This is a genomic window from Pedobacter sp., from assembly GCF_965249885.1.
Lineage (GTDB): Bacteria > Bacteroidota > Bacteroidia > Sphingobacteriales > Sphingobacteriaceae > Pedobacter.
The window spans coordinates 454714-480120 of the sequence record NZ_OZ252254.1 but is presented as its reverse complement, the minus strand read 5'-3'; the positions used below and the strand labels follow the sequence as shown (position 1 = coordinate 480120).

The window sequence follows — 25407 nt, the reverse complement described above, 5'->3', positions numbered from 1 at the left end:
GATTATATTTTATTGTTTTTTTGTGTTTTTGTGCTTTTATTTTGTGTTTTGCAATTGTTTTTAGGTCTCAACTGCTTAAATTTCGGTTCTCTAAGATAAGTTATTTTTTCTTTAAAAAATGTACACTATTTGCTTTGTTTTTTTTGCTCGTAAAATCGACGTTTTTTTAGAGATGTATACGAAATTTACGTTTCTTTAGATTTGACTTCAATGAAATTATTTAGAAATGAGTGTATTTTTTAGAGTAAAATTTGAGGTTTTCTTCTTGAATATACAGCTGATGATTAACTTGATTTTGATTTGACGTGATGGTTTTATTTAGTGTTTAAGGCGATAGTTAGTGTATTTTTTTATTTTGTTTTCATCAATAGTTTTTTGACTATTTATAGGATAGTGTAAAAATTGTGCTTTAATTTTTTCTTATTCGTTAAGTTTTGAAAGGATTTAAAGTTGTTGTTTGGATTAATAATTTCCGTTTTCCGCCTGATGGTTTTGAGGTAATTTTATGATTGCGTAAGTTCTTTAACTTGTTTTTTTCAGTTAGTACTGAGCAAGAAATGATCATTTTTTGGGCTAGCGAAAAAGCCCAGATTTCGATGCTGATATTTGTTGAGGTAGTTGTTTTTTAGGATGCCACATCGTCCTAAATTTAGGGGCTTTTTTGAAAGTTTTTAGGTAGCGAATACCGGTTGGTTTTTGAAGAGATGTGCTGCGGTTTATTAAGGTTTTTTAGCGTAATTTTTTTCGGCTAAAACCGACTTCCATTTTTCAGATTCTGCATAAAATTTGATCACTTCATTTCGTTTTAACAATAGTTTTTTCAAGTGATTTTCTAGCGTTAAGAAGTTGAAGATTTTGCCGAAAATACCGTAGGGAGATTCGAAGTAAAAGCAATCTTCCATAAAAGTTTTTCCGTGCTTCTGTTCAAATTTATGCTCGTGAATTATCAGCTTAAAAGCACCTTTTTGCTGTTCATCAACAAAATAAAATGGCCGTTGGAAAGCGGTGATTTTTGAAGTTAGACGTTGTGTGATACCATAATGGGTAGCTTCCCAAGTCACAGTTTCGTTTAAACCAATTAGTCCAGTGGTAACACCGTCTATTGCACGTTCGCTGGTTTGATTTGTTGAAATTTGATGGAGGTCTATACTTCTAGATAGGTCGAAGCAAACGTCGATAGGAGCATTGATCTCGGTATGTAAAATGATTTTGGGCATCACAAATCAGCATTACGCATTCAGTAATAAAAATGTAAGCAATTTTATGCTCAGCACACCTAGTGTATCTTGCCTTAATAATCTATTTTGGCGCTCTACGCAATAAATAAAGTCCTAAAGCAGCAAATACTATTACTGGTAGTAAATTTGCTATGAGTGGCGGCAAACCGCCCTTAGTGGAGAACATTTTGGCAAATTGGTTGAGGACAATGAACAAAAAGCTCAGTACAATTCCAATTCCAAGCGGTAGGCCAACTCCTCCACGTACTTTTCTGGATGACAATGCTACACCAATCAAAGTAAGCACAAATGCCGATAAAGGTTGTATATAACGTTTGTATTGTTCAAAACGTAAATCATTCATCACACCCGAACCTCTAATTTTTTCCTTTTGTATTTTATCCGCAAGCTCTTTGCTAGTCATACTTTCCACCACATTGTCGTATACTGAAAAGTCATCGGGTTTCATGTCTAAAATAGTATCTTTCGTCTTGTTAGTGGCATATTCCATCCTTTCTTTCAAGCCATTAATATTTCTTATAGAGTAGTTGGATAGCTTCCATACATGTTTTACAGAATCATAGCTTATTTGTTCGGCAACCAGTTTTTTCTGTAGGGTATCACCATTAAACCTATCTAATGAAAAACGATAGCCAATGTTGCTTCTATTGTCGAAATTATCAATATAGATGTAAGTGTTTTCATCTATTTTCATGTGTATATTCGACTTGGTGTAGGGATCATTTTTATTAATCACCTGATTTTCGAAGCTGTTTTTGATTTTGTTCGTGTACGGTAGTATGAACAAGTTAGAGATTAAGCTTACAGAAAAGATAATGAAAGCGGATATAAAATATGGCCTTAAAAAGCGGTTAAAGCTAACTCCCCCACTTAAAATAGGTACAATTTCAGTTTGATCTGCCATTTTAGCGGTGAAAAAAATCACAGCAATGAAATTCATTAATGGCGAAAGCATGTTGACATAAAATGGAATAGAGCCTGCATAATACTGTGTAATAATTTGCCACACAGTCATATCGTTTTCCAAAAAATCATCCAACTTTTCGGAGAGGTCAAAAATGATAATTACTACTACAAAAACGGCCAGGGTGTACACAAAGGTGCCCAAATACTTGCCTATAATGTAATTATCAATAATTTTTGATCTCTGCCTTATGAATTTCATCTACAGTTTTGTGCCTAAAATACCAACCATTTTGTTTTTCCACTCATAAAACTCGCCCGCAATAATTTTTTCTCGAGCCTCATTTACCAACCAAAGATAAAAATGTAAATTATGTAAGGTGGCAATTTGCGAGCCTAAAATTTCTTTGCTATGCATTAGGTGGCGTAAATACGCTTTCGAATAAACTTGGTCTGCCAATAAGTCGCTTTCTGCATCAATTGGCGAAAAATCACTTGCCCATTTCTTATTTCCAATATTGATAATGCCATTTCTAGTGAAAAGCATTCCATTTCGGGCATTTCTTGTCGGCATTACACAATCGAACATATCTACACCTAACGCTATATTCTCCAAAATATTGATTGGTGTGCCCACACCCATTAAATATCTCGGTTTTTCGTAAGGTAAAATGTCACAAACAACCTCGGTCATGGCGTACATTTCTTCAGCAGGTTCCCCAACCGATAAGCCTCCGATGGCATTACCTTCGCGGTTCATTGCAGCAATGAACTCGGCAGATTTCATTCTTAAATCTTTGTAAACCGAGCCTTGTACAATGGGAAACAAAGTTTGCTCGTAACCATATTTCGCAGGCGTAGCATCAAAGCGTTCGCAACATCTTTTTAACCATCTATGTGTCATGTTCAGAGAGTTCGCTGCATAGCGATAATCGCAAGGATATGGCGTACATTCATCAAAAGCCATGATAATATCTGCACCAATGGTACGCTGAATGTCCATGGCGTACTCAGGAGTGAATAGGTGTTTTGATCCGTCGATATGAGACCGGAAGGTTACACCTTCTTCTTTGATTTTACGCACTTTACTCAACGAATAAACCTGATAGCCGCCGCTATCGGTCAAAATAGGTTTGTCCCATCCTATGAATTTATGCAACCCTCCGGCTGGCTCTAAAATGTCTAAGCCTGGGCGTAGGTACAAATGGTAGGTATTTCCTAAAATGATTTGAGCTTTGATATCTTCTTTCAATTCTTTTTGATGTACCGCTTTCACTGTGCCAGCGGTACCTACAGGCATAAAAATTGGAGTCTGTATATCGCCATGAGCGGTGCTAATTACACCTGCCCTAGCTTTTGAGTTAGGATCTTTTGCCTGTAAATCGAATTTCATTTGTGTAAATCTGTGTAAAAAATCCTGCAAAAATACAATTAATTGTTTGTTGTGAGGAAGGTAACCAGTTGAATTTTTAATGTTATTTGAAAAGCAGCTGGCCGCTACTATTTACGTTCGTCCCGCTTTCCGTTTCAATCTTTTTGTTAAAGCCATTGCAAAACTTCCGAAGTTTCAAAAACTTCGGAAGTTAAATCCTAATTTGCTACAAAAAGTATTTCCACTTCACTCGGGTTTATTCATCAGTAAATTGTGCGATGTACAACGTTTGAGAACCGCCTCTAGCAAATGGATTTGGCGGTTTATCAAAGTTTAAGACGCTGCAATTAAAATTCTACATGATTCTTGTTCAAAAAAATCCCAGTTCAGTTATATCTTCACTTCTGCTGCTAGTGTTCCTCTATCAAATTTAACCTTTGGCAATATTTCCATCATCTATCGGATAGGAACTGGTTCTCTGAAAGAATGTGGTGCTACAGTAAACAGCGGTACAAATGGTAATGTGGGTTGCCTTTCCAAATCAAATACTAAAAAACTGAACAGGCAAATGAGCAAATTAATTACCTTTGCTGGCTTAAAATACCATTGTGGAATTTAACATACTCGAAATCTGCCTACTTACTGCGCTACTCTTATGTTTTTTTGTACAACTCTATTTTGTTTTTGGGGTACATTTAAAACTGGCTACATATCAAATCAAATCGCTGCCATCAGCCGAAAGTGAACCTATTAGCGTTATCATATGTGCTAGAAACGAAGCCGAAAATTTGGCCAAATACCTGCCTTCGGTTTTTGCGCAGCAATACGGTCAGTTCGAAGTGATTGTTGTAAATGATAGATCTTGGGACGGTACAGCCGATTTATTGGAGGCCATGCAAAAACAGTATGCCAATTTGAAGGTAGTACATGTGCCTGAAGGGGAGAAGTTTATTGCGGGTAAGAAATTTGCAGTAACCATGGGAATTAAAGCAGCTAGTTACGATTGGTTGGTATTCACCGATGCCGATTGTGAACCAGCGTCGGAAAATTGGCTGAAGGGAATGCAAAAACCCCAAGATAACGACGTGCAAATTATATTGGGCTACTCTCCATATTTCAAAAAAGGGAGCTTGTTAAATGCGTTAATCCGTTTCGAGACTTTTTTTACGGCAGTCAATTACCTTTCTTTTGCATTAAAAGGAATGCCTTATATGGGCGTAGGCAGAAATTTGGCCTACCAAAAGCAATTGTTTTTTAAAAATAAGGGCTTTGCCGCACACATGCATGTGCCCTCAGGCGATGACGACTTATTTGTGAATGCTAATGCTACTGCTGGCAACACCATAATACAAATTCATGCCGAAACTCAGGTGTGGAGCGAGCCGAAAACCACCTTCTTAAGTTATTTGAGGCAAAAGAAACGCCATGTAGGTGCAGGTAAACTTTATAAAGCAAAGCATAAATTTATTTTGAGTACTCAAATTATTTTACAGTTTTTGTTTTACGTTTTGACAATTACGTTGGCTTGCTTCCCTCAAACCCACATTGTTGCCGTTGCTGTATTTCTATTCAGTTTGTTATTGAGATGTTTTGTTTATCCCAAGTTGTTGCATCGTTTAAATTACAAAGAGTTAAAATGGTGGTTCCCAATTTTGGATATTCTGTTGATGTTTTTTTTAGTGTTCAACGCTGTTGCGTCGGTATTTGTTAGAAAGATACAATGGAAGTAAGATAAACACGAGCTTGGACTCGTTGATATAAAACTTACAACTTTAAACCTAAAACTTTAACTTTGCGTCCATGGCAAAACCTGAAATTGTTTTCAAGTACTTTAAGGACCTAAGCGATGTCCAAATAACACAATTCGAACAGCTTTTTGACTTGTATAGTTTTTGGAACGCACAAATCAATGTGATTTCTAGAAAAGATATCGAGGAGCTTTACGAAAGACATATTCTTCATTCGTTAGGTATTGCCAAGTTTTGTTCGTTTAAACCTGGTGAGCGAGTTTTGGATGTAGGTTGTGGAGGCGGTTTTCCGGGCATCCCACTTGCTATTTTGTTTCCTGAGACTGATTTTCATTTGGTAGACTCTATAGGCAAAAAGATAAAAGTTGTTACTGAAGTTGCGGCTGCCTTAGGGTTAAAAAATGTGAAGGCATCGCACAGTAGGGCAGAGCAAATTACCGATAAATATAATTTTGTGGTTTCAAGAGCGGTAACTCGTTTGGGCGAGTTCTATCCATGGGTGCGTGGTAAATTTGCCAAAGAAAACATCAATGCCATTAGAAACGGTATTCTTTATTTGAAAGGTGGTGATTTAGCGGAGGAGATAAAGGAAAGTAAACTGAAAGCAGAATTGTATCCACTTTCAGCTTATTTTGAAGAGGAGTTTTTTGAAACCAAGTATGTGGTTTACGTGCCTCAGTAATTATCTGATTTGAATAATCCCATTTTTTACTGAACCCGTATTTTTGTTTTTAACAAGGTAATAGTAAGTGCCACTTTCTAATTCCTTTGAAGTAAACTCATTGATATTGCCTTCAAGCCCATCCCAGTCGCTGTTGTAGTTTTTACTGACCCGAATCTCATCTGTCAACTCGTTATATGCTTTTAGCATCTTAATTTCGTTAGTGTTTGAAGACATATAGAAAGTTTGCATTTTACTTCCATCTAGCATCGTAGCTTGATCCGATTTTTTATTTTTTAGGTTTACTTGGTGCTGAAGTGTTTGGTCTTTCTGCGCTTCGACAGAGGGTTTTTCAGGGTTTAATGCTGGCGTTGGCGGTATTTTAACCTTTTTGTTAGTCGGAGGCGGTTCAATTGGCGGCGGCTCTGCTAAAGGCAGTTTGTTTAAATTTCTGCCAGTAATTTCCACTGCTCCATACCGTGCTTTTGTGCCGTATTTTTCTTCAGCATGTTTAGGATTTAAAAGAACAACACTTTCTGTATTTGCCACACCATAGAATGTGCTATTATCCGTAACTATCTCTCCATTTATCACGATTAATCGCGAATCAACTTTAATTGCTTTTTTATTGCGATAAGCGTTTGCCGGATAAAATGAGGATTGATTTCGAAGTTTTACCACAGGCGGTGGAAATTTAATCTGATCTTTCTTATTATATTGAATACGAGGTGGGGGCAATTTAACCTGGTCTTTTTGCACAGCAGTTTTAATCACCGGTGGCGGGAAGGTGTGAACCACATTTTCTCCATAAATCTCAACTGCTCCATTTTTCCCTTTTTCCGAACCGTATTTCTTAATGGCATTAGCACTGTTTAGAAAAACGATCTTATCTGCGTCTGCAGTTCCGTAATATTTATTTTTATCAGTAATGATCTTACCGTTTACGACAATCAGTCTATCTTCTAGCGAAATGTAATTTCCATTTTTGTCGTGTTTGTATTTTGGATAATACTTCTGCTTTTCTTTGGTTATTGGTTTGTCCTTTATCACTTGTTGTGGTAACGGAAATACATCATAGCCATAGCTTTTGCTAAAACTGAGTGTTGATACACATAGTAATCCAGCGCCAAGTGGAATGGCCAGCAAATACTTGAGCCTAGCCCAATTTGCCGTTTTCTTTTTGTTTAACATGTTGATTCTACTTTTTAATATTGATTGATTGAATAATTGATTGACAAGTGAAGATGAATAAGCAGCCATCGAGTTTTCGATTAAGAACATCGCATATTCGTGTTTGGTAATGTTAGCATCAGTAGTTTTTTCATCGGCAATGTATTCATGCAAAAGGGTTACATCTTTTTTCATCAAATACACTATCGGATTAAACCAACAACAGATTTTTAAAAGTTCTAACAATAGAATATCCCAACTGTGCTTTTCTCTGATATGAACAATTTCATGCCTTAGCACCGCATCGTTTTTCGCCATTGTGGGATGGATAAACAAGATATTGAAAAACGAAAAAGCGGTATGTTCAGATCTTAGCTCTACCAATGTATAGTCGTTTAGCTTCCTTTTCTTACTATTTAGGTAAATCTTCACAATCTTCGAGATAGATATCATGAACTTTAAACCTAAAAACATGGCAAGCAACAAGTAGCCATAAAAAATGTAATCTTGAGCAGTTAAAGTAGGAGGTTTCGCGATCACACTAATTTCGAGCGTTTCTAATGGCATTTCATAAGAAATTGTCTCAGTTTGTAGCAATAGCTGTGGCTTTAAAAATCCCAATTGAATTAGCGGTATAGTAAAAGCCGCCGCAATACTGAACACCAAAAAATATCGATTACTATTGTAAAACGTGGAGCGTTGCAATAACAGCTTGTACATAAAATAGAAAACGGCCAAGTACAGGTTTGCTTCTAAGAGATAATAGAGCCAATTCATCACTTTTTGTTTTTAAGTTGTTCTGCAATTGCTATAATTTCATCTAGTTGCGCCATATCCATCTTTTTTTCTTTCACAAGAAAGGATACTAGGCTCTCGTAGCTATTTTCGAAATAGTTGTTCATCACTTTATCAAAAGCGAAATGTTTGTATTGCGCTTCGCTAACGATAGGGAAGTAGATATGTGTATTGCCAACAGCCTTGTGGTCTATAAATCCCTTGCCTTCTAAAACTCTAATTACGGTAGAAACGGTGTTGTAAGCAGGCTTCGGTGGGTCCATTTGATCAATCACATCCTTAACGATTGCTTCTTTTAGTTCCCAAAGTATTAGCATCACTTGTTCTTCTGCTTTTGTTAATTCCCTCATAATAAATTATCTTGTGTTTTACCTAAAGTTAAAACTATAAAAATAGTTTTCAAACTATTTTTATAGTTAAATTATTAAAATGCTGTAATACAGTGTTTTATTTTATCTATGAACAAACAATATCAAATTGCCTTAACGCTTATCGATGGCGTTGGCACGTTAATCGCTAAAAAATTATTGCACCATTTCGGTAGTGCTGAAGCCGTGTTTGCCGCAAATTTCAAACAATTAACACAACTTGACGGAATTGGAAAGAAGACCGCTGATGCAATCTTAAATACGAATGCTTTGAAATTAGCAGAGCAGGAGTTAGCATTTATTGAAAAACATGATATTCAGGTGTTGTTTCAAGACGATGAGAACTACCCTAAACGCTTGAGGAACTGCTATGATGCGCCGCTGCTCCTATATTACAAAGGAACTGCAAATCTTAACCAATCTCGTATTATTAGCATTGTTGGAACTAGAAATGCAACCAGTTACGGCAAAATGCTATGCAAACAACTTATAGAGTTGCTTAGACCATATAATGTGCTTATCTCTAGCGGTATGGCTCACGGTATCGATGCTGCTGCACACAAAGAGTGTTTAGCATCAAATATTCCGACGGTGGGTGTAATGGGACATGGCTTGGATCGCATCTACCCAGCGGTACATCGTGAGTTGGCAGCTAAAATGCTTAAAAATGGAGGCTTGCTTACCGAATTTTTGCCGGGTACTAATCCAGATCGAGAGAATTTTCCTAAACGTAACCGCATCATTGCCGGTATGGCCGACGCCACCATTGTAGTGGAAGCTTCTATCAAAGGCGGAGCTTTGATCACCGCTGAAATTGCCAATTCTTACAATAGGGATGTTTATGCATTTCCGGGAAGAATTAACGATGAATTTTCTGAAGGTTGCAATTTCTTGATAAAAACCAATAGAGCTGGTCTAATAAATCATCCCCAGGATTTGATTTACTACCTAGGTTGGGATCACAATAATGCCGAACATAAGAAAACTTTACAAGCTCAGTTACCTCTCAATTTAAATAAAGAAGAGCGATTAGTAGCAGAGGCCTTACAAGCGGAGTCTTTAGGAGTTGATGAGTTATTTCTGAGAACAAAGCTCCCTCAAAGCAAACTGGCTATGATTTTATTAACCATGGAAATGAATGGACTAATTGTTGCGTTGCCTGGAAAGTTATTTAGATTAGCTTAACAGTATATGTAGTGGCTTTGCGAATTTAAACTCCTTAACAAATGTGTTTTACCAAATTTTCGTGATAAATAGTATACCTTTTTGGTAGTTTATAGAACTAAATTTTTTGATTTGAACTTTATCGAAATTTAGTTTTGAATAAATATTAGCGTGTGAAATACTTGTTGCTGTTCCTTATTTTTGTGTCATGTGGTATAACAATATATTAGAAACCATCGGCAATACGCCATTGGTGAAATTAAACAACATCGTTAAAGATATTCCTGCAACTGTTTTAGCGAAAATAGAAACAACTAACCCAGGTAACTCAATTAAAGACCGTATGGCTATAAAGATGATTGAGGATGCGGAGAAAAGCGGGAAACTAAAACCCGGAGGTACTATCATCGAGGGGACATCCGGCAATACGGGTATGGGCTTAGCGATGGCGGCAATCATTAAAGGTTATAAATGTATATTCACCACAACCGATAAACAATCGAAAGAAAAGGTAGACGCTTTGCGTGCTTTCGGCGCTGAGGTGATTGTTTGTCCTACCAATGTTGATCCGGAAGATCCACGTTCGTATTATTCGGTTTCTTCACGTTTAGAAAAAGAGGTGCCAAATTCTTGGAAGCCTAACCAATATGATAATTTAAGCAATTCGCAGGCACATTATGAACAAACTGGTCCAGAAATTTGGGAACAAACTGAAGGAAAAATTACGCACCTAGTGGTTGGCGTGGGAACGGGCGGCACCATTTCTGGTACAGGTAAGTACTTAAAAGAAAAAAATCCGAACATTAAAATTTGGGGTATTGATACTTACGGTTCGGTGTTCAAGAAGTATAAGGAGACTGGAATCTTTGATAAGAATGAGATCTATCCTTACATTACTGAAGGTATTGGGGAAGATTTTTTACCTGCCAACGTTAACTTCGATGTTATTGATTTATTTGAGAAAGTAACAGACAAAGATGCGGCGTTGATGACCAGAGAAATTTGTCGTCAAGAAGGTATTTTTGTAGGTAATTCAGCTGGTTCAGCGGTGGCTGGCCTATTGCAATTGAAAGATCAATTAAAACCAGAAGACGTGGTTGTAGTGATTTTCCATGATCATGGCAGCCGTTATATGGGTAAAATGTACAACGAAGATTGGTTGCGTGAACGCGGTTTCCTTAAAGATGAAAAGTTAACCGCTAGAAGCATCCTTTCTAAAAAAGATACTGCAGAAATTGTGACCATTGATTGTGAAAAGACGGTTTCCGAAGCATTCAATACCATGAGTACCTTAAATATCTCTCAAATTCCAGTTACACAAAAAGGAATGTTGGTAGGTAAATTAGAAGAAAGTGATATCCTTGCAGCACTCCTTGAAAATCCAAGCGTGAAATCGGCTAAAGTGGAAAGTATTATGGGAGCAACATTCCCGTTTGTAGATTTGAATACTTCGATCGATAGGTTGTCATCATTAATTAATAAAGATAATAGCGCTGTATTGGTAGAGTTGGAAGACGGCAAATTTGATATCATTACGCAGTACGATATCATTAATGCAATCAAAGGCTAAATAGGTTAAAGGTTTAAAATGAAGGTTGAAAGATTGGTCATCAAGGCCAATCTTTCTTCGTTTATAGGTAATTATCCTTGGTAATTTCCCAAGTCCAAGGTTTTTTAAAATCTTTTAGTGTACGCCTTGAACCGAAAAATAAAATGTCTTTTTCTTTGTAGTTCAGGATGTTTCTATTAAATATGCTACCTATTACCGTGTTTATCGTACGATCTACAAAGTCATATTGTTTATCTACCATTTCGCCGCTGTCTTTGTGGTAATAAACATTGTTTGCGGCAACCAAAGCCCATTCTTTCTGCTGATACTCAAATTCATAATTCAGTTTCCAACGCCAATCGTTACCACCTTCAAAAGATAGGATGAATTTATTGCTGTCTATCCTCAATCCTTTAAAAGGGTCGCCCATTTTACCACCTTCTTCAGAGCGCAATACGAAGTCATTGTTCTGAATAGCCAAACGGTAAAATTCATCTTTTTTAAAGTAAATGGCGAGCACTCTTGGTTTTTGCGTTTCGGTTATAAGTTCAATTTCATAGTTCCCATAAGCTCTATCTTCATCAACTGCCTTGTTAAACTCTAAAATTAGTACAATATCGTCCTGCTTATCTTGATCTAAATCGCCTTTGGCCGAATCTATCAATTTCCAATTTTTAGGGATGAGTTGCGAGACGGAGTTTCCCCGCTGGGGCAACTTCGGGAAGTTGAATTTTTGCGCAAAACTGGAGCTCACGCCGGAAAGTAACAGAAAAAATATCAGCCATCTCATGCTACTACAACGGTTAAAATGCTATTTTAGCATAATTGCGTTGAACCTAAATATTACGTCATTCTGAATTTATTTCAGAATCTGTTTTTAATTGTTGCTAATAAGCCGACCCTGAAATAAATTCAGGGTGACGATGATGAAAGTGAAGTGCTAAAAACCAAAATATAAATAGCCTATATGGACTTAATATTTAATAAAAACGAAGATTTTAATAAGCAGCAGGTTTACGACCTTAAAGTAAGGCTGAAGAAGATATACCAAGGAGGCGGAGAGAAAAGTGCCGCTAAGCAAAAGGAAAAGGGAAAGTTGCTGGCAAGGGAGCGCATCGCGTACCTGCTAGATAAGGACAGTCCGGTAATAGAAATAGGTGCATTTGCTGCCGATGGCATGTACGAATCTGAAGGTGGTTGCCCCAGTGCAGGTGTGGTGGTGAAAATTGGTTATGTAGCTGGCCGACAATGTGTGGTTGTTGCTAATGATGCAACGGTTAAAGCTGGAGCTTGGTTTCCTATGACGGCTAAAAAGAACTTAAGAGCGCAAGAAATTGCGATGGAAAACAGATTGCCAATCATTTATTTGGTTGATAGTGCTGGCGTTTATTTGCCAATGCAGGATGAAATTTTTCCTGATAAGGAGCATTTCGGTCGAATTTTTAGAAATAATGCCATCATGTCGTCCGAAGGCATTGTTCAAATTGCGGCTATCATGGGCTCATGTGTAGCTGGTGGTGCATATTTACCTATTATGAGCGATGAAGCCATGATTGTAGACGGAACAGGATCGGTTTTTTTAGCAGGCTCCTATCTGGTAAAATCTGCCATAGGCGAAGATATTGATAACGAAACTTTGGGCGGAGCTACAACGCACTGTGAAATATCAGGTGTTACCGACTACAAACATCCTAACGATGAAGCTTGTTTAGATAGCATCAGAAACATCATCAGTAAAATGGGTGCTTCACAAGATGCGGGCTTTAATCGGGTAAAATCGGCTTTGCCCAAACTAAATGAACAGGATATTTATGGTATCTTACCCGATAACCGCGAAAAGCAATTTGACATGAGAGAGATTATTCTGCGCTTGTTAGACGATTCGGAGTTTGAGGAGTATAAAGAACTTTACGGACAAAGTATCATTTGTGGTTTGGGCCGAATTGATGGATGGGCCGTTGGCATAGTGGCAAACCAGCGTAAGGTAGTTAAATCCAAGAAAGGTGAAATGCAGTTTGGAGGTGTAATTTACTCTGACAGTGCCGATAAAGCCACAAGGTTTATCATGAACTGTAACCAAAAGAAAATTCCTTTGGTATTTCTACAGGATGTGACGGGGTTTATGGTGGGAAGTAGATCGGAACATGGCGGGATCATTAAAGATGGTGCGAAAATGGTAAATGCCGTTTCCAATTCGGTGGTGCCAAAATTTACCATCGTGGTAGGGAATTCTTATGGCGCAGGTAACTACGCCATGTGCGGGAAAGCTTACGATCCGCGTTTAATTTATGCTTGGCCAAGCGCTAAAATTGCGGTGATGGGCGGAGCACAGGCAGCAAAAGTACTGTTACAAATACAGGAAGGTGCACTTAAAGGTAAAGGCGAAACGTTAGATGAAGACAAGAAAAATAAGTTGTTAGACGATATTACAGCAAAATACAATGCGCAAACTACACCGTATTACGCCGCTTCGCGTTTATGGGTAGATGGCGTTATTGATCCATTGGAGACCAGAAAAGTGATTTCAATGGGAATAGAAGCTGCTAATCAGTCACCCATACAAAAGCCTTTTAATGTAGGTATTATCCAAACCTAGTAATCGATATTAAACATCATTAAAACACACACACAAATGAAAATTAACATTAACACTCCGTTTAAATTACTACTGCTGCTCGTCGTATTGATTTCCTCAACTTGTTTTAAAACATTTGCACAAGTTAAATCCATTTATTTCGACGGTAACAGAATTACCACAAATCCGAATAAAGCGACATCCTACGGTGTCTATGGTAAACTTTCAGGCCAGGATTTGTGGGTGCTAAAAAGATACGATTTGTATGATAATATGATGTTGTCTGGCAGTTATAAGGATGAGCAATTATCAAAACCGCACGGGAAGTTCATATTTTATGGCAGCATAGCTGATTATAACTATCAAAACTTCAGTAATTTTAAGAATCCAAATACTGATAGGTATATCACACAGCAAGGTGAGTATGTAGACGGCTTGGAAGAAGGACGATGGACAGATTATTTCCCGGATGGTGAAGTAATGGGCTATAGAAACTACGAAAAAGGTAAATTGGAAGGTAAGGTAGAGTTTTTCAACTACAGGGGCAGACGATTAATTCTTGGGCACTATAAAGACGGTTTAAGGACTGGAACTTGGTATGATTTGAAAAGAAAAGTGAAAGAGGTTTTTGATAAAGATCAGCTGGTAAGCACTGCTAAACTTACCAAAGCAGAAATTGCAGATATAGAATAACTATGCCTTAACGAAATAATACGATGAAAATCTCCTTCACATTAATTGTTTTATCATTGCTTGGCACAAACTTATTGGCTCAGGATGCTGAAAAAATCCACTTTAAGTCAATTGTGGTTGATACTCACGGCGATATATTGTATAATCAAATCCAGTCGGGAATTGATATTGGAAAGCTGCAAAACACCGGAAATTTTGATTTGCCACGAGCGAAAAGTGGTGGTTTAGATGCGCAAGTGTTTTCTATTTGGTGCGATGAAAAAGGTGGATTTGATATGGCCAACCGTCAAATAGATTCGCTTTATAGCTTAATCAAAAGATATCCTAATCATATTGAATTGGTAACCAATGCCACGCAACTGAAAAATGTGGTGAAGCAACAAAAATTAGCTGCTTTAATTGGCGTAGAAGGCGGACATATGATTGAGAACGATTTGAGTAAGTTGGAAGCTTTAGCTAAAAGAGGCATGATTTACCTCACCTTAACTTGGAACAATAGCACGCCTTGGGCTAGTTCGGCGGCTCAGGAAAGCAAAGGTGAAATTGCCATGCCTGGGTTGAGCGACTTTGGAAAATCAGTAGTACGCAAATTAAATGAACTAGGTGTTTTGGTTGATTTATCTCACGTAGGTGAGCAAACTTTTTATGACGCCATCAAGCTTTCCACCAAACCTGTGCTAGTTTCTCATAGTTGCGTTTATGGCATTAACCCAGTGCCCCGTAATTTAAAGGATGATCAGATTAAGGCAGTTGGCAAAAATGGAGGTGTAATATCTATCAACTTTTATAGTGGTTTTCTAGATCCAACTTTTTCAGCAAAACAACAAAATTTCTTAATTAAACATAAACCAGAGCTAAAAGAGCTTACCGATAAATACGGACGATCAAAAGCGATTGATACGCTGATAGCCTTGCACAAAGACGAAGCTGAGGAGAGTAGACCGAGAATTGATCGAGTGATTGATCATATTGATTATGTGGTTAAGTTGATAGGGGTGGATCATGTTGGCATCGGTGCCGACTTTGACGGAGCGGAGTCTTTTCCTAAGGGTATGGACAGCGTTGCTGATTACCCTAAAATCACAGAGGCGCTTTTGAAGAGAGGGTACAGTGAAGCTGATGTACAAAAAATTATGGGTGGCAATTTTGTAAGGCTGCTGCGAGAAAATAAAGGACATTAATTGGAGAAATAGGGAAGCGTATGTTTGGTTAATTGATTAATTGTTAAATTGGCTAACTGTTTAATCGTTAACTGTAAGGTTGTGCTTCCAACTAGCCCCTAAAACCTAGCTCCTAATACCTAACTCCTAATCCCTAACTCCTAATCACTAATCCCTAAAAAATTATCTCCACAATTTCATCTTTCTCCACAAGTATTGCGCTTTATTTAGTAAAGATTAAATTTGCATCACAAATTACACACAATGTCGCAACAAGAAGAATTAGAACATGTAGAGTGCCTTATCATAGGATCGGGCCCAGCAGGTTATACAGCCGCTATTTATGCTGCCAGAGCTGATTTGAAGCCTGTTTTATATACTGGTATGGAAATGGGAGGTCAGCTTACCCAAACTGCAGACGTAGATAATTTCCCAGGCTATCCAAATGGTATTATGGGACCTGAGATGATGGAAGATTTCAAAAAACAAGCTGAAAGATTTGGAACACAGATCCGCTTTGGTTATGTAAGTTCAGTAGATTTTTCATCGCTACCTCATAAAGTTACCGTTGATGAAAGTAAGACGATTTTAGCTGATTCGGTAATCATCGCTACTGGCGCAAAAGCGAAGTGGTTAGGCTTACCTAGCGAGCAGCAATATAACGGCTTTGGCGTATCCGCTTGTGCTGTTTGTGATGGTTTCTTCTTTAAAGGACAAACCGTAGCTATCGTAGGTGCGGGCGATACGGCGGCCGAGGAAGCTACTTATTTAGCTAAGCTGTGCAAAAAAGTTTATATGCTAGTTCGCAGAGACGAATTCCGTGCTTCAAAGGCAATGGTTCACCGCGTTTTAAATACCGAAAATATTGAAGTGCTGTATAACACGCAAACTACCGAAATATTAGGGAATGGCAAAAATGTAACTGGCGTACAAGTATTTAATCACCAAACTGAGGAAGCAACTACGTTAGCTATTGATGGCTTTTTCGTTGCTATTGGGCATAAACCAAATACGGATATGTTTAAAGGTTGGTTAGATATGGATGATACTGGTTATTTGCAAACTATCCCAGGTACTTCAAAGACAAATATAGAAGGCGTTTTTGCTTGTGGCGATGTTCAGGACAGCTATTACAGGCAGGCTATTACCGCTGCTGGATCAGGTTGTATGGCAGCGCTTGACGCTGAAAGATATTTAGCTGCAAAGGCAGATGAAAAATAAATAAAACATTCAATAGTGTTGTAAAACCTTTCCAAAAAAGTTTGGAAAGGTTTTTTTATGTTTTATAAATTTTCGTTTGTTCTGTTTTAATGCCTATCTTGCTAATCAACTTAGTGACTTCATTTTACTATCAAACCAAAACCTATTCGTTTTAATGAGAAAGTTATTCTTCGCCTTTTTAGCTACCGTGTTAATTTCAAAAGCTAACGCCCAAACAGACATAAACCTGGGCATCATTCCTGCCCCAGTTTCCGTTACAAAAACATCTGGAAATATCACGTTAGGTGATAATGTGCTTATCTTGGCATTGCCGAGCAACCAAGCTATCGCATCAACTTTAAAGCAGTTTTTGGCTGCCAAGGGCATAACAGCAAAAGTGGTTTCGGCTAAAACCCCATTAACGGCTAACCAAAGGGCCATCGTTTTACGTAACGATGCAGACCAAAAGTTGCCGAATGAAGGCTATCAAATTTCTATTAAAGCAAACAGGATTATTTTGGACGGTAGAAACGCAGGGTTGTTTTATGCGCTTCAATCATTCATGCAAATGTTTCCTGCTAACAGAACAAATGCATCTTACAGCCTTCCAAATGTAGAAATTAACGACTATCCGCGTTTTAGTTACCGTGGTTTGCATTTGGATGTAGGCAGGCACTTTTTCCCAATTTCATTCATCAAAAAATACATTGATGTAATGGCCGCTTACAAGTTAAATAACTTCCATTGGCATTTAACAGAAGATCAAGGTTGGAGATTGGAAATAAAAAAATATCCTAAATTAACAGAAGTGGGGGCAAGTAGAAATGGAACCATTATTGGCAATCATCCAGGTAGTGGAGGAACTGATAATGAGCTATACAACGGTTATTACACGCAGGCGGAAGCCAAAGAAATTGTTGCTTACGCAGCGGCTAGATATATTAATGTGATTCCTGAAATTGAACTTCCGGGACATAGCTCTGCAGCTATTGCGGCCTACCCGGAATTGAGTTGTTTTCCTGATAGAGATACTTACATCGCTGCCAATACACCTTGGTCGGGTCCCCGTACGGGAAAACAAGTGCAACAAACGTGGGGCGTTTTCGATGATATTTTTGTGCCTTCTGAAAACACGTTTAACTTTTTACAAGATGTGCTTGATGAGGTGCTAGCCATTTTTCCTTCTAAATACATTCACATTGGTGGTGATGAAGCACCAAAAAAATATTGGAAGGAATCACCTTTTTGTCAGCAATTAATAAAAGAGAAAGGATTGAAGGATGAACATGAATTGCAAAGTTATTTTATCCAGCGTATTGAAAAATATTTGAATGGTAAAGGTCGATCTATTATTGGTTGGGATGAGATTTTAGAAGGCGGATTGGCGCCAAAAGCAACCGTGATGAGCTGGAGAGGAGAAAAGGGAGGTATTGAGGCTGCACAACAACACCATGATGTGCTGATGACACCTAGCACCAACGGATTATACTTTGACCACAAACAGTCAACCGCTGAAGATGAGCCGCTGACCATTGGCAGAAACGGAAAAGGCTTTGCCCACTACAGCAAAGTGTACAATTACGATCCAGTTCCTGCGGTATTAAATGACGATCAGAAAAAGTATATCAAAGGTGTACAAGCTAATTTGTGGACCGAGTATATCGAAACTCCGTCAAAAGCGGAGTACATGATTTTTCCAAGAGTATACGCCTTGGCCGAAATTGCTTGGACACCATTGGAAAAGAAGGATTTCAAGAACTTCAGCGAAGAACGACTACCGCTACATTTGGCGAAACTAGATCAAACTGCCACCAACTTTTGGGTGCCAATACCTTTTGGACAGCCAGATGCAACTGTAAATGGCGAAAATTATGTAGTAGAATTAAAGGCACCGGTAAATGGCGCTAAAATTTATTATACTTTGGATGGCTACCGTCCATCGGAAAATGCGGCGGAATACACTGCGCCATTAAAAATTAATGTGCCTTCAGGTCAGAAAAAAGTGCTGAAAACTATCGTGATAACGCCTAGTGGCAAGAGAAGCATAGTTAGTCAAAGTATCTTCAATAACGGTGCAGCCGATGTAAAATAAGAACTTGGATTCGATTTTAAAGGTACTTTATAGTTTTTACTAATCAATACTAAAATAATCCGCTTCGCAGCTATGGTGTTGTCAGGGCTGATGTCAAAGGTGTTATGCCGAATTGCATTGGGGTGGAACTTATTTTAACTTGAACCCCATATTTCAGTTAATTAGCAGTTTATCATTGTTAGCTTGATTGAAAAATGTTAGTCACTGCGGTGGATGAAGTACCTGCAGAGTCTGCTCGGATATGTCCTGTTTTTCAAATTGATACAAGTCAAATTAACACTCTTGCATAAAAAGTTCAAAACACATAAATTGGCGTCACCATAAACTTATAAAAAATGATTTTGAAAGATATATTGAGAACCGGTTTTTTCATCGGTGCAACTTCGTTATTTTTAATTGCCTGCGGTGATGACAATAAGCCCGCTCAAACCGAACAACGGGCGGCAGAGGTGAAACAGCCAAATCCATTTCCATTTTATAAAAGTATAGAAATTAAACCCGGTTACTATTTCGAAGTGGTAAGTTGGGGTAAAGGCGTGGATAGTGTAGGTGGCTTTTTGATTTTAATGTCTGATTCACTTAAAAATAATTACAGATCCGTTTCGGTAGAACGAGCAGGCATTATCACCGATGCATGGAATATGGATTTGGATAATGACGGTAACCCTGAAATTTATGTGCAAACTTTAGTGCGCAAGAACGTTAACGATTTAAATGTGTACGAATTTGGCAACGATTTTAATAAGATTAGTTTTCCCGGTATCAGCAGCATGAAAGGCTACAAAGGTGACGACAAATTCTTTGTTAAGAATGGTGATTTATTCAGGTCGGTGCCAATTGTGCAAACAGACAGCGGTAAAACTACTACGTTAGTCAAAACTTTAAAATATCGGCTGTCGGGTAACAGTTTTTCATCTTCAGAAGTAAAACCGGGAGAGTAACGTTAAGAATTTTTTGATGGTTGGGCCAGCGTTAAAACTTGCTCAACTCATTTTCAAAGAAATCATCCCATTTTTTCTGTGCTTCTGCATCTGAACCATGTTTAGTTTCTGCATCATAGCGCTCTTGCATGTCGTTATAAAAATTACTAACCTCTTTGGCTTTGCGCTCTACAAGTCGCTTGTAATTTTGTACGGTATAAGGTTGGTTGCGTAAAACGACTTCACCATTTTTTAATAGCAGAAAGTTGATGTAGACATGACCTTGCTCGTGGTTAAGCAATATTCTGCTTGTGGCACGATCTCTTATTTTATCACGTTTAACCCATGATTTGTTAGCATCAACCCCGCCCAAAAAGCTAAAGTCTATTTTCAACTGATTGCCTCTTATTGTTGAGTTGTAGCCATATTGCCAAATGGTGCTAGTAACCGCGGCATACGGTGAGCTCTGGTCTGCTGGTGCTCTAAAATGGGTATTCCAATCTAATTGTTCAGGGAAAATACGTTCGTGCGGTGTAAAAGCACAAAGTAAGGTTACTAATGAAGCGAAAATAATGTTCTTTAACGGTGTCATTTAACGTTACAAGAACGAAATTTGTGCCAAATTATTCTGTCTCTTTAAACTGGTTGCTAATTCGCTCGAATTTCTCTATCAGTAGGGCAATTCGTTCCTTATCTCGTTTAATCACCGCTTTTCTGATGATCGTAGAGCACAGCACTACCCAACCGAAGCTAAGTCCTAGAATTAGAACTTGAATCCAAGGCGTTAGGTTGGTTAAAATTTCTACAAAATACAAGCTCATACCTGCTGACAGTGCGATAGCGTAAAACCAATACAACTTGTTATACAGCTGATGTCTTTGTAACTGGTACAACTTTAAGTTTTGTAAAAAGATGTTCGGATTTTCAGTGAAATCTGTTCTGGAAATCACCCTATGGTTATTATATAAAATTACTGTGTATACAGCAATGGAAAACACGATAATGCTAATTCCAAGATGGGTAAAGATAGAATTGAAATCTAAAAATAACCAAATTGCTGCCACTGCAAAAATCGATAATGCCATTCCCACAATGTTTAGTAGGGATTTAGTGCGCATAGCATTTACGTCTTTTTTTGCCTGCTTCAGCATTTCGTCGGCAGATATTTTTACATCAACCGTATGCTTTGCTTTAGCCCATATTGCTTCTATGTGATCAAATTCTTGCATGTTGATTGTAAATTTCGGTTAGTTTTTGTTTGATACGATGAATTTTTACTCTCAAGTTTCCTTCACTAATGCCCGAAATCTCTGCAATTTCGTTATAAGGAAGCTCATCGAGTACCATGGTAATGATTAGTCTATCGTTTTCTTCTAGTTTAGATATTGATTTATATAGCAGTGCTATTTGTTCGTTTTTTTCTGAATATTCCTCAACCCTACTTTCAATAATATTGTCAGTAAGTTCGTCTTTTGCCTGCCGTTTTTCCGAACGTAAATAAGTTAAGCAGGTATTTACCGCAATACGGTAAATCCAGGTAGATATCAAAGATTTGTTTCTGAACTTATCTAGATTTTGCCATACTTTTAAGAATGTTTCCTGCAAAAGGTCATTGGCCGAGTCAGCGTCACCTGTGTATCCATAACACAAGTTGAATATCTTCTTTGAGTTTTTATCGAAAATTTCCTTAAATAGCTGGTCTCTTCGGTCCATTTAGCGTTATCGTATGTCTATTAGAATAGCATAACATTAAAATGTTACACCATAAACATCGGCTAAATTAATAAATGTTTGGTGGCTAAGCGCAAATATTTAATTTTGTTGCTCAACTTATAACAATTCTACCTAATTGTTTGAGAAGAACAATATAATACAAGTAACCAAATATGCCTTCGGGGCAAAACACTAAAACAAACTAAATGAAAAAAAGCAAAATAGGTTTCATAACCCTTATTTCTATATCCATTGCGCTAATAGTCACTTTGTTGAAAGAGTTTAATATCCTTCAAATTTCTGAAATGGCAATGATGTGTGTGCGTTGGATAGTGGGCATTGTTTTGGTTAGCTTCGCTTTATCAAAAAGAAGTTTAACAACATGGATTTTAGTTTGTATGTTACTGGGCGTTTTTGTAGGCGTAGACTTTCCGAATGTTGCTGCTGCCCTACATCCGTTAAGCAAAGGCTTCATTAAGCTGGTAAAAACTATTGTAGGTCCTATACTTTTTGGAACTTTAGTTTACGGTATTGCTGGTCATTCTGATCTAAAACAAGTGGGGCGTATGGCTTGGAAATCGATGCTATATTTTTTCTGTGCAACTTCCTGTGCTATATTTATCGGTCTGGCGGTAATCAATATTACGCATGCCGGAGTAGGTGTTGATGTACAGCACATGCCACAAGAACAACTTCCAGCGGTTAAGGCAGCCGATACTGAACTAGAGCGACTACCGGCCGATGTGCATGGCGTTTATAAATTCACTAATTTTTTCTACGATTTGTTTCCAGAAAATATTGTGAAGTCGATGTATGAAAATAGGGTATTACAGATTGTGGTTTTCTCAGTACTGTTTGGTATAGGATTAGCAATGGTAGAAGAAAAAAAGCGCAAACCTATTGTTGATTTCGCCGAAGGGCTTTCGGAGGTAATGTTTAAATTCACGAATTTGATCATGTACTTTGCGCCTATTGGTGTTGGTGCGGCAATGGCTTTTACGGTGGGCCATTTGGGAGTTGATATCCTGAAAAATTTATTTATGCTACTGGGTTCTCTGTATATCGCATTGGTGGTTTTTGTGCTTTTAGTGTTTGTACCCATCATGCTTTTCCTTAAAATTCCCATCAAAAAGTTCATTCAAGCGGTAAAAGAACCTGTTTCTATTGCATTTGCAACTACCAGCTCGGACGCTGCGTTGCCAAAGGCGATGAGTAATATGGAGAAATTTGGTGTCCCTCGTAAAATCGTATCATTTGTAATTCCGACGGGATACAGTTTTAATCTGGATGGAACCTCATTATATCTTTCACTAGCCTCTATTTTCGTTGCTCAAGCAGCTGGAATGCATTTGAGTATCGGTCAGCAATTAGCCATTGCGTTTACTTTAATGATTACCTCAAAAGGTGTTGCCGCGGTACCAAGAGCTTCTTTAATTGTACTAATTGCCACTGCTGAGCAATTTGGGTTGCCTGTATTTATTATCGCTGCTATTTTAGGTATTGATGAGCTGATGGACATGGCTCGTACGTCAGTAAATGTGATAGGAAACTGTTTGGCGACCGTTGTTATTGCAAAATGGGAAGGGGAATTTGACGAAAATGCGACCGCTGATGATTTTTAGTTCCTTAGTTTTGCGTCCAAACTGATTGCTGGAAGATTGGCATAGCGTTTTGATACGCACTAATTGATCACAGACAATAGTTAATGGAAACTGACAATTCAAAGCATGAGTTCAAGAGCAAAGAAGTTATTTTTAATCATGAGTGTGGTAGTGCCATTTGTGATTTATAGCGCAGTGTACTACGCACCTATTATAAGGAATGCCCCTTTTCAAGAAAAATATTTCGTATCGTTAGAATACAAGTGGGGCGGTGCAAAGCTTGAAAACAGCTATAATTCTGCTACAGGTGAATTTAAATACTTAGATAAAAATGATTCTCTCATCAATACGAGTATTAAACTAACCACTAGAGACATTAAATATCTGGATAGCATTGCTGATGTGCAAGGCTTCTGGAATTTGCCTGGCATCATTGCTAATAATGAAAGTGATTTGAAAAATGCTAATCAGCTACGCTACGTTATCAAGTTCAACTATCAAAAGAAATCCAAAGAAGTAACCTATTTCCCAAGTTTCAATGGAAATGAGAAAATGAAAGGTGCTGCCAGTAAAGTGCAGAAAGAAATTGAGCTAACATTAATTGATAAAGAAGACGAAGCGAAGCAATGACGGGCAAGCAGAAATTGTATCTTAAATTAGCCGCCGTAGTTTTTATAGTTATTGTTGGCGGTTACTATGTTTCTAAGCTACGTAGTGGAGGTAAACGTGCCGCTGCTTTTGTTAGTTTAAATTACCAATGGGGTATGGGCGATACCTTGCAAAATAGCTACGACTCTAAATCGGGTGCATTTGTTTTTCTTGATCAAAGCGATCGAGTAATTAAAGAAAATTTCAAGTTAAGAACTAATAACGTTATTTTTCTCCATAGCAAAATTAATCAGGATGATCTATTGAATATTCCTGATACTATAGCTAATAAAGGTGCAAATTTGAAGGATCCGAAAGTTTTGCGTTACGAATTCAAGTTTGTGTATGATGATACTACTAAAAATATCATCTACTTAACTAATTACGATCAGGATCCATTGATTGCTACAAAAGCCAGCGCCTTACAAAAGGTAGTTCAACAGGTTGTTTCCGAGGCAGAAGAGCGTTTCGCAAGAAGATAATACGCTTTTCGTAGCATTAGGCTTTATTCCAACTTAATCCGAACAATAATCAATAGTAGCGCCTTATGGAATCTTTCACTAGTGGCGTTTTGTCATTCTGAGCGCAGCGAAGAATCTATTTATTAGATGTCTGGTAACTTCGACATGACAGGCAGGATAGGTACTTTCCCATAACCGAATGTTTCTCATCAAATATTAGCAAAAATCTATAACATCCAATAGAGATTCCTTTATCCCTGCATGAAAGGAGGGATAATTACACATTTCGATATCGACGAAAATCATCCATCTCAAAAAATATTTCAAAAAGTTTGGTTGATAAATTTATTTCTATAAATTTGGTTAACCAAATATTGGTCAACCAAAAATTAGTTAACCAAAACCAGTTGTATGTATAGGCAAATTTTGCTTCTAGTTTCGTTAGTGACTTTGTTTTGCAATTGTGGCAAGCAAAAAAGTAACACTGTCCCTGAAGTTTCAAAATCCGAAGATCAAGTTAAAATTAGTACAGATGGCCCAACGCTCACTGCTAACGGCACTACTGATACCTATCAGCTTATCAACAGTATTTTTGGTGGTACAGGAGATGTAATTGAGGCTCCGGATTGCAGTCATCCAGGATTCGGTAAACACATTACGCAAGTGTATGATAACGATTTGAAACGTCATGTATTTGCATTTTTGATACACGTAAGTCCCGATAACGATAAGTGTGAAGATTCCGATCGCCAGCGCAATGAAATTAAAACATATGACAGATCGCCAGAAAACTTAAAGGCAAGTAAAGATGAAAGGGTATTGTACAGATGGAAATTTAAGCTCGATGCAAACTTCAAACCTTCTAGCGATTTTACGCATATCCATCAATTGAAACCCATTGACGGCGACAATCAACTACCCATTATTACGCTTACGCCACGTTATAGGGCTGCTGGCGACGTGATGCAGGTAATTCATACTGGCGAAACAGACGCTACTTCGCAAAAATACATCGTTAGCGTACCCCTGTCTGATTTTAAAGGGCAATGGGTTGAAGTAACTGAACGAGCAACCTTTTCTTTCGATGGTAAGTACGAAATCCAAATTAATAGAATTAGCGATGGTAAGGTTTTGGTGAAACAAGCCTTTACCAATATCGAAATGTGGCGTAAAAACTGCACGAGTAGCAGGCCAAAGTGGGGGATTTATAGGCGCTTGTTACAAGCGGATGCGCTTAGAGACGAAACAGTTTTATTCAATGATTTCAATATTACAGAATATTAGTTGAGTGAATTACCATGCCATTTGCAGGGTCAGAAATAAATAATTCAAATCAGTAATTAACAGGAGGTTTTTAATCTCCGTAACCTATAACC

General features: G+C 37.8%; 23 protein-coding genes. 14 read left to right on the top strand and 9 right to left on the bottom strand.

Annotated features, from left to right (window positions below; all coding sequences use genetic code 11):
* Positions 1-719 precede the first annotated feature (719 nt).
* From ACY2A0_RS01975 to tgt, 3 genes are all read right to left on the bottom strand, one after another.
* On the bottom strand, positions 720-1217 hold the full coding sequence (locus ACY2A0_RS01975) for an SRPBCC family protein (RefSeq protein WP_461787933.1): 498 nt from the start codon (positions 1215-1217) through the stop codon (positions 720-722).
* A gap of 82 nt (positions 1218-1299) precedes the next feature.
* Positions 1300-2403, bottom strand: coding sequence for an LptF/LptG family permease (locus tag ACY2A0_RS01970; RefSeq protein WP_461787932.1), 1104 nt, complete (start codon positions 2401-2403; stop codon positions 1300-1302).
* A complete protein-coding gene (gene tgt, locus ACY2A0_RS01965; RefSeq protein WP_461787931.1) occupies positions 2404-3534 on the bottom strand; it encodes a tRNA guanosine(34) transglycosylase Tgt in 1131 nt (376 codons plus the stop codon).
* A gap of 587 nt (positions 3535-4121) precedes the next feature.
* Here tgt and ACY2A0_RS01960 point away from each other — a divergent pair.
* Together ACY2A0_RS01960 and rsmG are read left to right on the top strand one after the other, a co-directional pair.
* The gene (locus ACY2A0_RS01960) at positions 4122-5243 is read left to right on the top strand and encodes a glycosyltransferase (protein WP_461787930.1); all 1122 of its coding nucleotides are present in this window, start codon (positions 4122-4124) and stop codon (positions 5241-5243) included.
* Positions 5244-5313: 70 nt separating this feature from the next.
* Positions 5314-5943: a 16S rRNA (guanine(527)-N(7))-methyltransferase RsmG gene (gene rsmG, locus ACY2A0_RS01955; protein ID WP_461787929.1), complete on the top strand. Its 630-nt coding sequence runs from the start codon at positions 5314-5316 to the stop codon at positions 5941-5943.
* On the opposite strand, the gene ACY2A0_RS01950 is transcribed toward rsmG, so the two are convergent.
* Both ACY2A0_RS01950 and ACY2A0_RS01945 read right to left on the bottom strand, forming a co-directional pair.
* Positions 5944-7869, bottom strand: coding sequence for a M56 family metallopeptidase (locus ACY2A0_RS01950; protein ID WP_461787928.1), 1926 nt, complete (start codon positions 7867-7869; stop codon positions 5944-5946).
* Positions 7869-8237, bottom strand: a complete 369-nt coding sequence (locus ACY2A0_RS01945) for a BlaI/MecI/CopY family transcriptional regulator (protein ID WP_461787927.1) — start codon at positions 8235-8237, stop codon at positions 7869-7871. Before ACY2A0_RS01945 ends, ACY2A0_RS01950 begins: the two co-directional genes overlap by 1 nt.
* A 108-nt stretch (positions 8238-8345) precedes the next feature.
* Here ACY2A0_RS01945 and dprA point away from each other — a divergent pair, with 108 nt between their 5' ends.
* Positions 8346-9440, top strand: a complete 1095-nt coding sequence (dprA, locus tag ACY2A0_RS01940; RefSeq protein ID WP_461787926.1) for a DNA-processing protein DprA — start codon at positions 8346-8348, stop codon at positions 9438-9440.
* 187 nt (positions 9441-9627) lie between these two features.
* Complete coding sequence (locus ACY2A0_RS01935) at positions 9628-10989, top strand: pyridoxal-phosphate dependent enzyme (RefSeq protein ID WP_461787925.1); 1362 nt, start codon at positions 9628-9630, stop codon at positions 10987-10989.
* 61 nt (positions 10990-11050) lie between these two features.
* Here ACY2A0_RS01935 and ACY2A0_RS01930 read toward each other — a convergent pair whose 3' ends face one another.
* Positions 11051-11758 carry a hypothetical protein gene (locus ACY2A0_RS01930; protein ID WP_461787924.1) on the bottom strand — a complete coding sequence of 236 codons (708 nt, stop codon included), beginning with the start codon at positions 11756-11758 and terminating at the stop codon, positions 11051-11053.
* A 177-nt stretch (positions 11759-11935) separates the two neighbouring features.
* On the opposite strand from ACY2A0_RS01930, the gene ACY2A0_RS01925 reads away from it, so the two are divergent.
* The 6 genes from ACY2A0_RS01925 to ACY2A0_RS01900 all read left to right on the top strand — a co-directional run bounded on the left by ACY2A0_RS01925 (position 11936) and on the right by ACY2A0_RS01900 (position 19629).
* A complete protein-coding gene (locus tag ACY2A0_RS01925) occupies positions 11936-13564 on the top strand; it encodes an acyl-CoA carboxylase subunit beta (RefSeq protein WP_461787923.1) in 1629 nt (542 codons plus the stop codon).
* A gap of 36 nt (positions 13565-13600) precedes the next feature.
* Complete coding sequence (locus tag ACY2A0_RS01920) at positions 13601-14236, top strand: toxin-antitoxin system YwqK family antitoxin (RefSeq protein ID WP_461787922.1); 636 nt, start codon at positions 13601-13603, stop codon at positions 14234-14236.
* 23 nt (positions 14237-14259) lie between these two features.
* Positions 14260-15417, top strand: a complete 1158-nt coding sequence (locus ACY2A0_RS01915; protein ID WP_461787921.1) for a dipeptidase — start codon at positions 14260-14262, stop codon at positions 15415-15417.
* Between the two features lie 243 nt (positions 15418-15660).
* Positions 15661-16617 carry a thioredoxin-disulfide reductase gene (gene trxB / locus ACY2A0_RS01910; RefSeq protein WP_461787920.1) on the top strand — a complete coding sequence of 319 codons (957 nt, stop codon included), beginning with the start codon at positions 15661-15663 and terminating at the stop codon, positions 16615-16617.
* A 154-nt stretch (positions 16618-16771) separates the two neighbouring features.
* Positions 16772-18688 carry a beta-N-acetylhexosaminidase gene (locus ACY2A0_RS01905; protein ID WP_461791223.1) on the top strand — a complete coding sequence of 639 codons (1917 nt, stop codon included), beginning with the start codon at positions 16772-16774 and terminating at the stop codon, positions 18686-18688.
* Positions 18689-19023: 335 nt separating this feature from the next.
* The gene (locus ACY2A0_RS01900; RefSeq protein WP_461787918.1) at positions 19024-19629 is read left to right on the top strand and encodes a hypothetical protein; all 606 of its coding nucleotides are present in this window, start codon (positions 19024-19026) and stop codon (positions 19627-19629) included.
* Positions 19630-19660: 31 nt separating this feature from the next.
* Here ACY2A0_RS01900 and ACY2A0_RS01895 read toward each other — a convergent pair whose 3' ends face one another.
* The 3 genes from ACY2A0_RS01895 to ACY2A0_RS01885 are packed head-to-tail and all read right to left on the bottom strand — an operon-like array spanning position 19661 to position 21321.
* Positions 19661-20200, bottom strand: a complete 540-nt coding sequence (locus ACY2A0_RS01895; RefSeq protein ID WP_461787917.1) for a DUF922 domain-containing protein — start codon at positions 20198-20200, stop codon at positions 19661-19663.
* 31 nt (positions 20201-20231) lie between these two features.
* A complete protein-coding gene (locus ACY2A0_RS01890) occupies positions 20232-20837 on the bottom strand; it encodes a hypothetical protein (RefSeq protein ID WP_461787916.1) in 606 nt (201 codons plus the stop codon).
* Entirely contained in the window at positions 20824-21321 is a 498-nt protein-coding gene (locus ACY2A0_RS01885) for an RNA polymerase sigma factor (protein WP_461787915.1), read from the bottom strand. Before ACY2A0_RS01885 ends, ACY2A0_RS01890 begins: the two co-directional genes overlap by 14 nt.
* A 206-nt stretch (positions 21322-21527) precedes the next feature.
* On the opposite strand from ACY2A0_RS01885, the gene ACY2A0_RS01880 reads away from it, so the two are divergent.
* The 4 genes from ACY2A0_RS01880 to ACY2A0_RS01865 all read left to right on the top strand — a co-directional run bounded on the left by ACY2A0_RS01880 (position 21528) and on the right by ACY2A0_RS01865 (position 25315).
* Positions 21528-22943, top strand: coding sequence for a dicarboxylate/amino acid:cation symporter (locus ACY2A0_RS01880; RefSeq protein ID WP_461787914.1), 1416 nt, complete (start codon positions 21528-21530; stop codon positions 22941-22943).
* 105 nt (positions 22944-23048) lie between these two features.
* Complete coding sequence (locus ACY2A0_RS01875; RefSeq protein WP_461787913.1) at positions 23049-23552, top strand: hypothetical protein; 504 nt, start codon at positions 23049-23051, stop codon at positions 23550-23552.
* Positions 23549-24052 (top strand): hypothetical protein, encoded by a 504-nt coding sequence (locus ACY2A0_RS01870; RefSeq protein WP_461787912.1) that lies wholly within the window; start codon positions 23549-23551, stop codon positions 24050-24052. The genes ACY2A0_RS01875 and ACY2A0_RS01870 overlap by 4 nt, the downstream gene beginning before the upstream one ends.
* A 390-nt stretch (positions 24053-24442) precedes the next feature.
* Positions 24443-25315, top strand: coding sequence for a hypothetical protein (locus ACY2A0_RS01865; protein ID WP_461787911.1), 873 nt, complete (start codon positions 24443-24445; stop codon positions 25313-25315).
* The last annotated feature ends 92 nt before the right edge of the window (positions 25316-25407 follow it).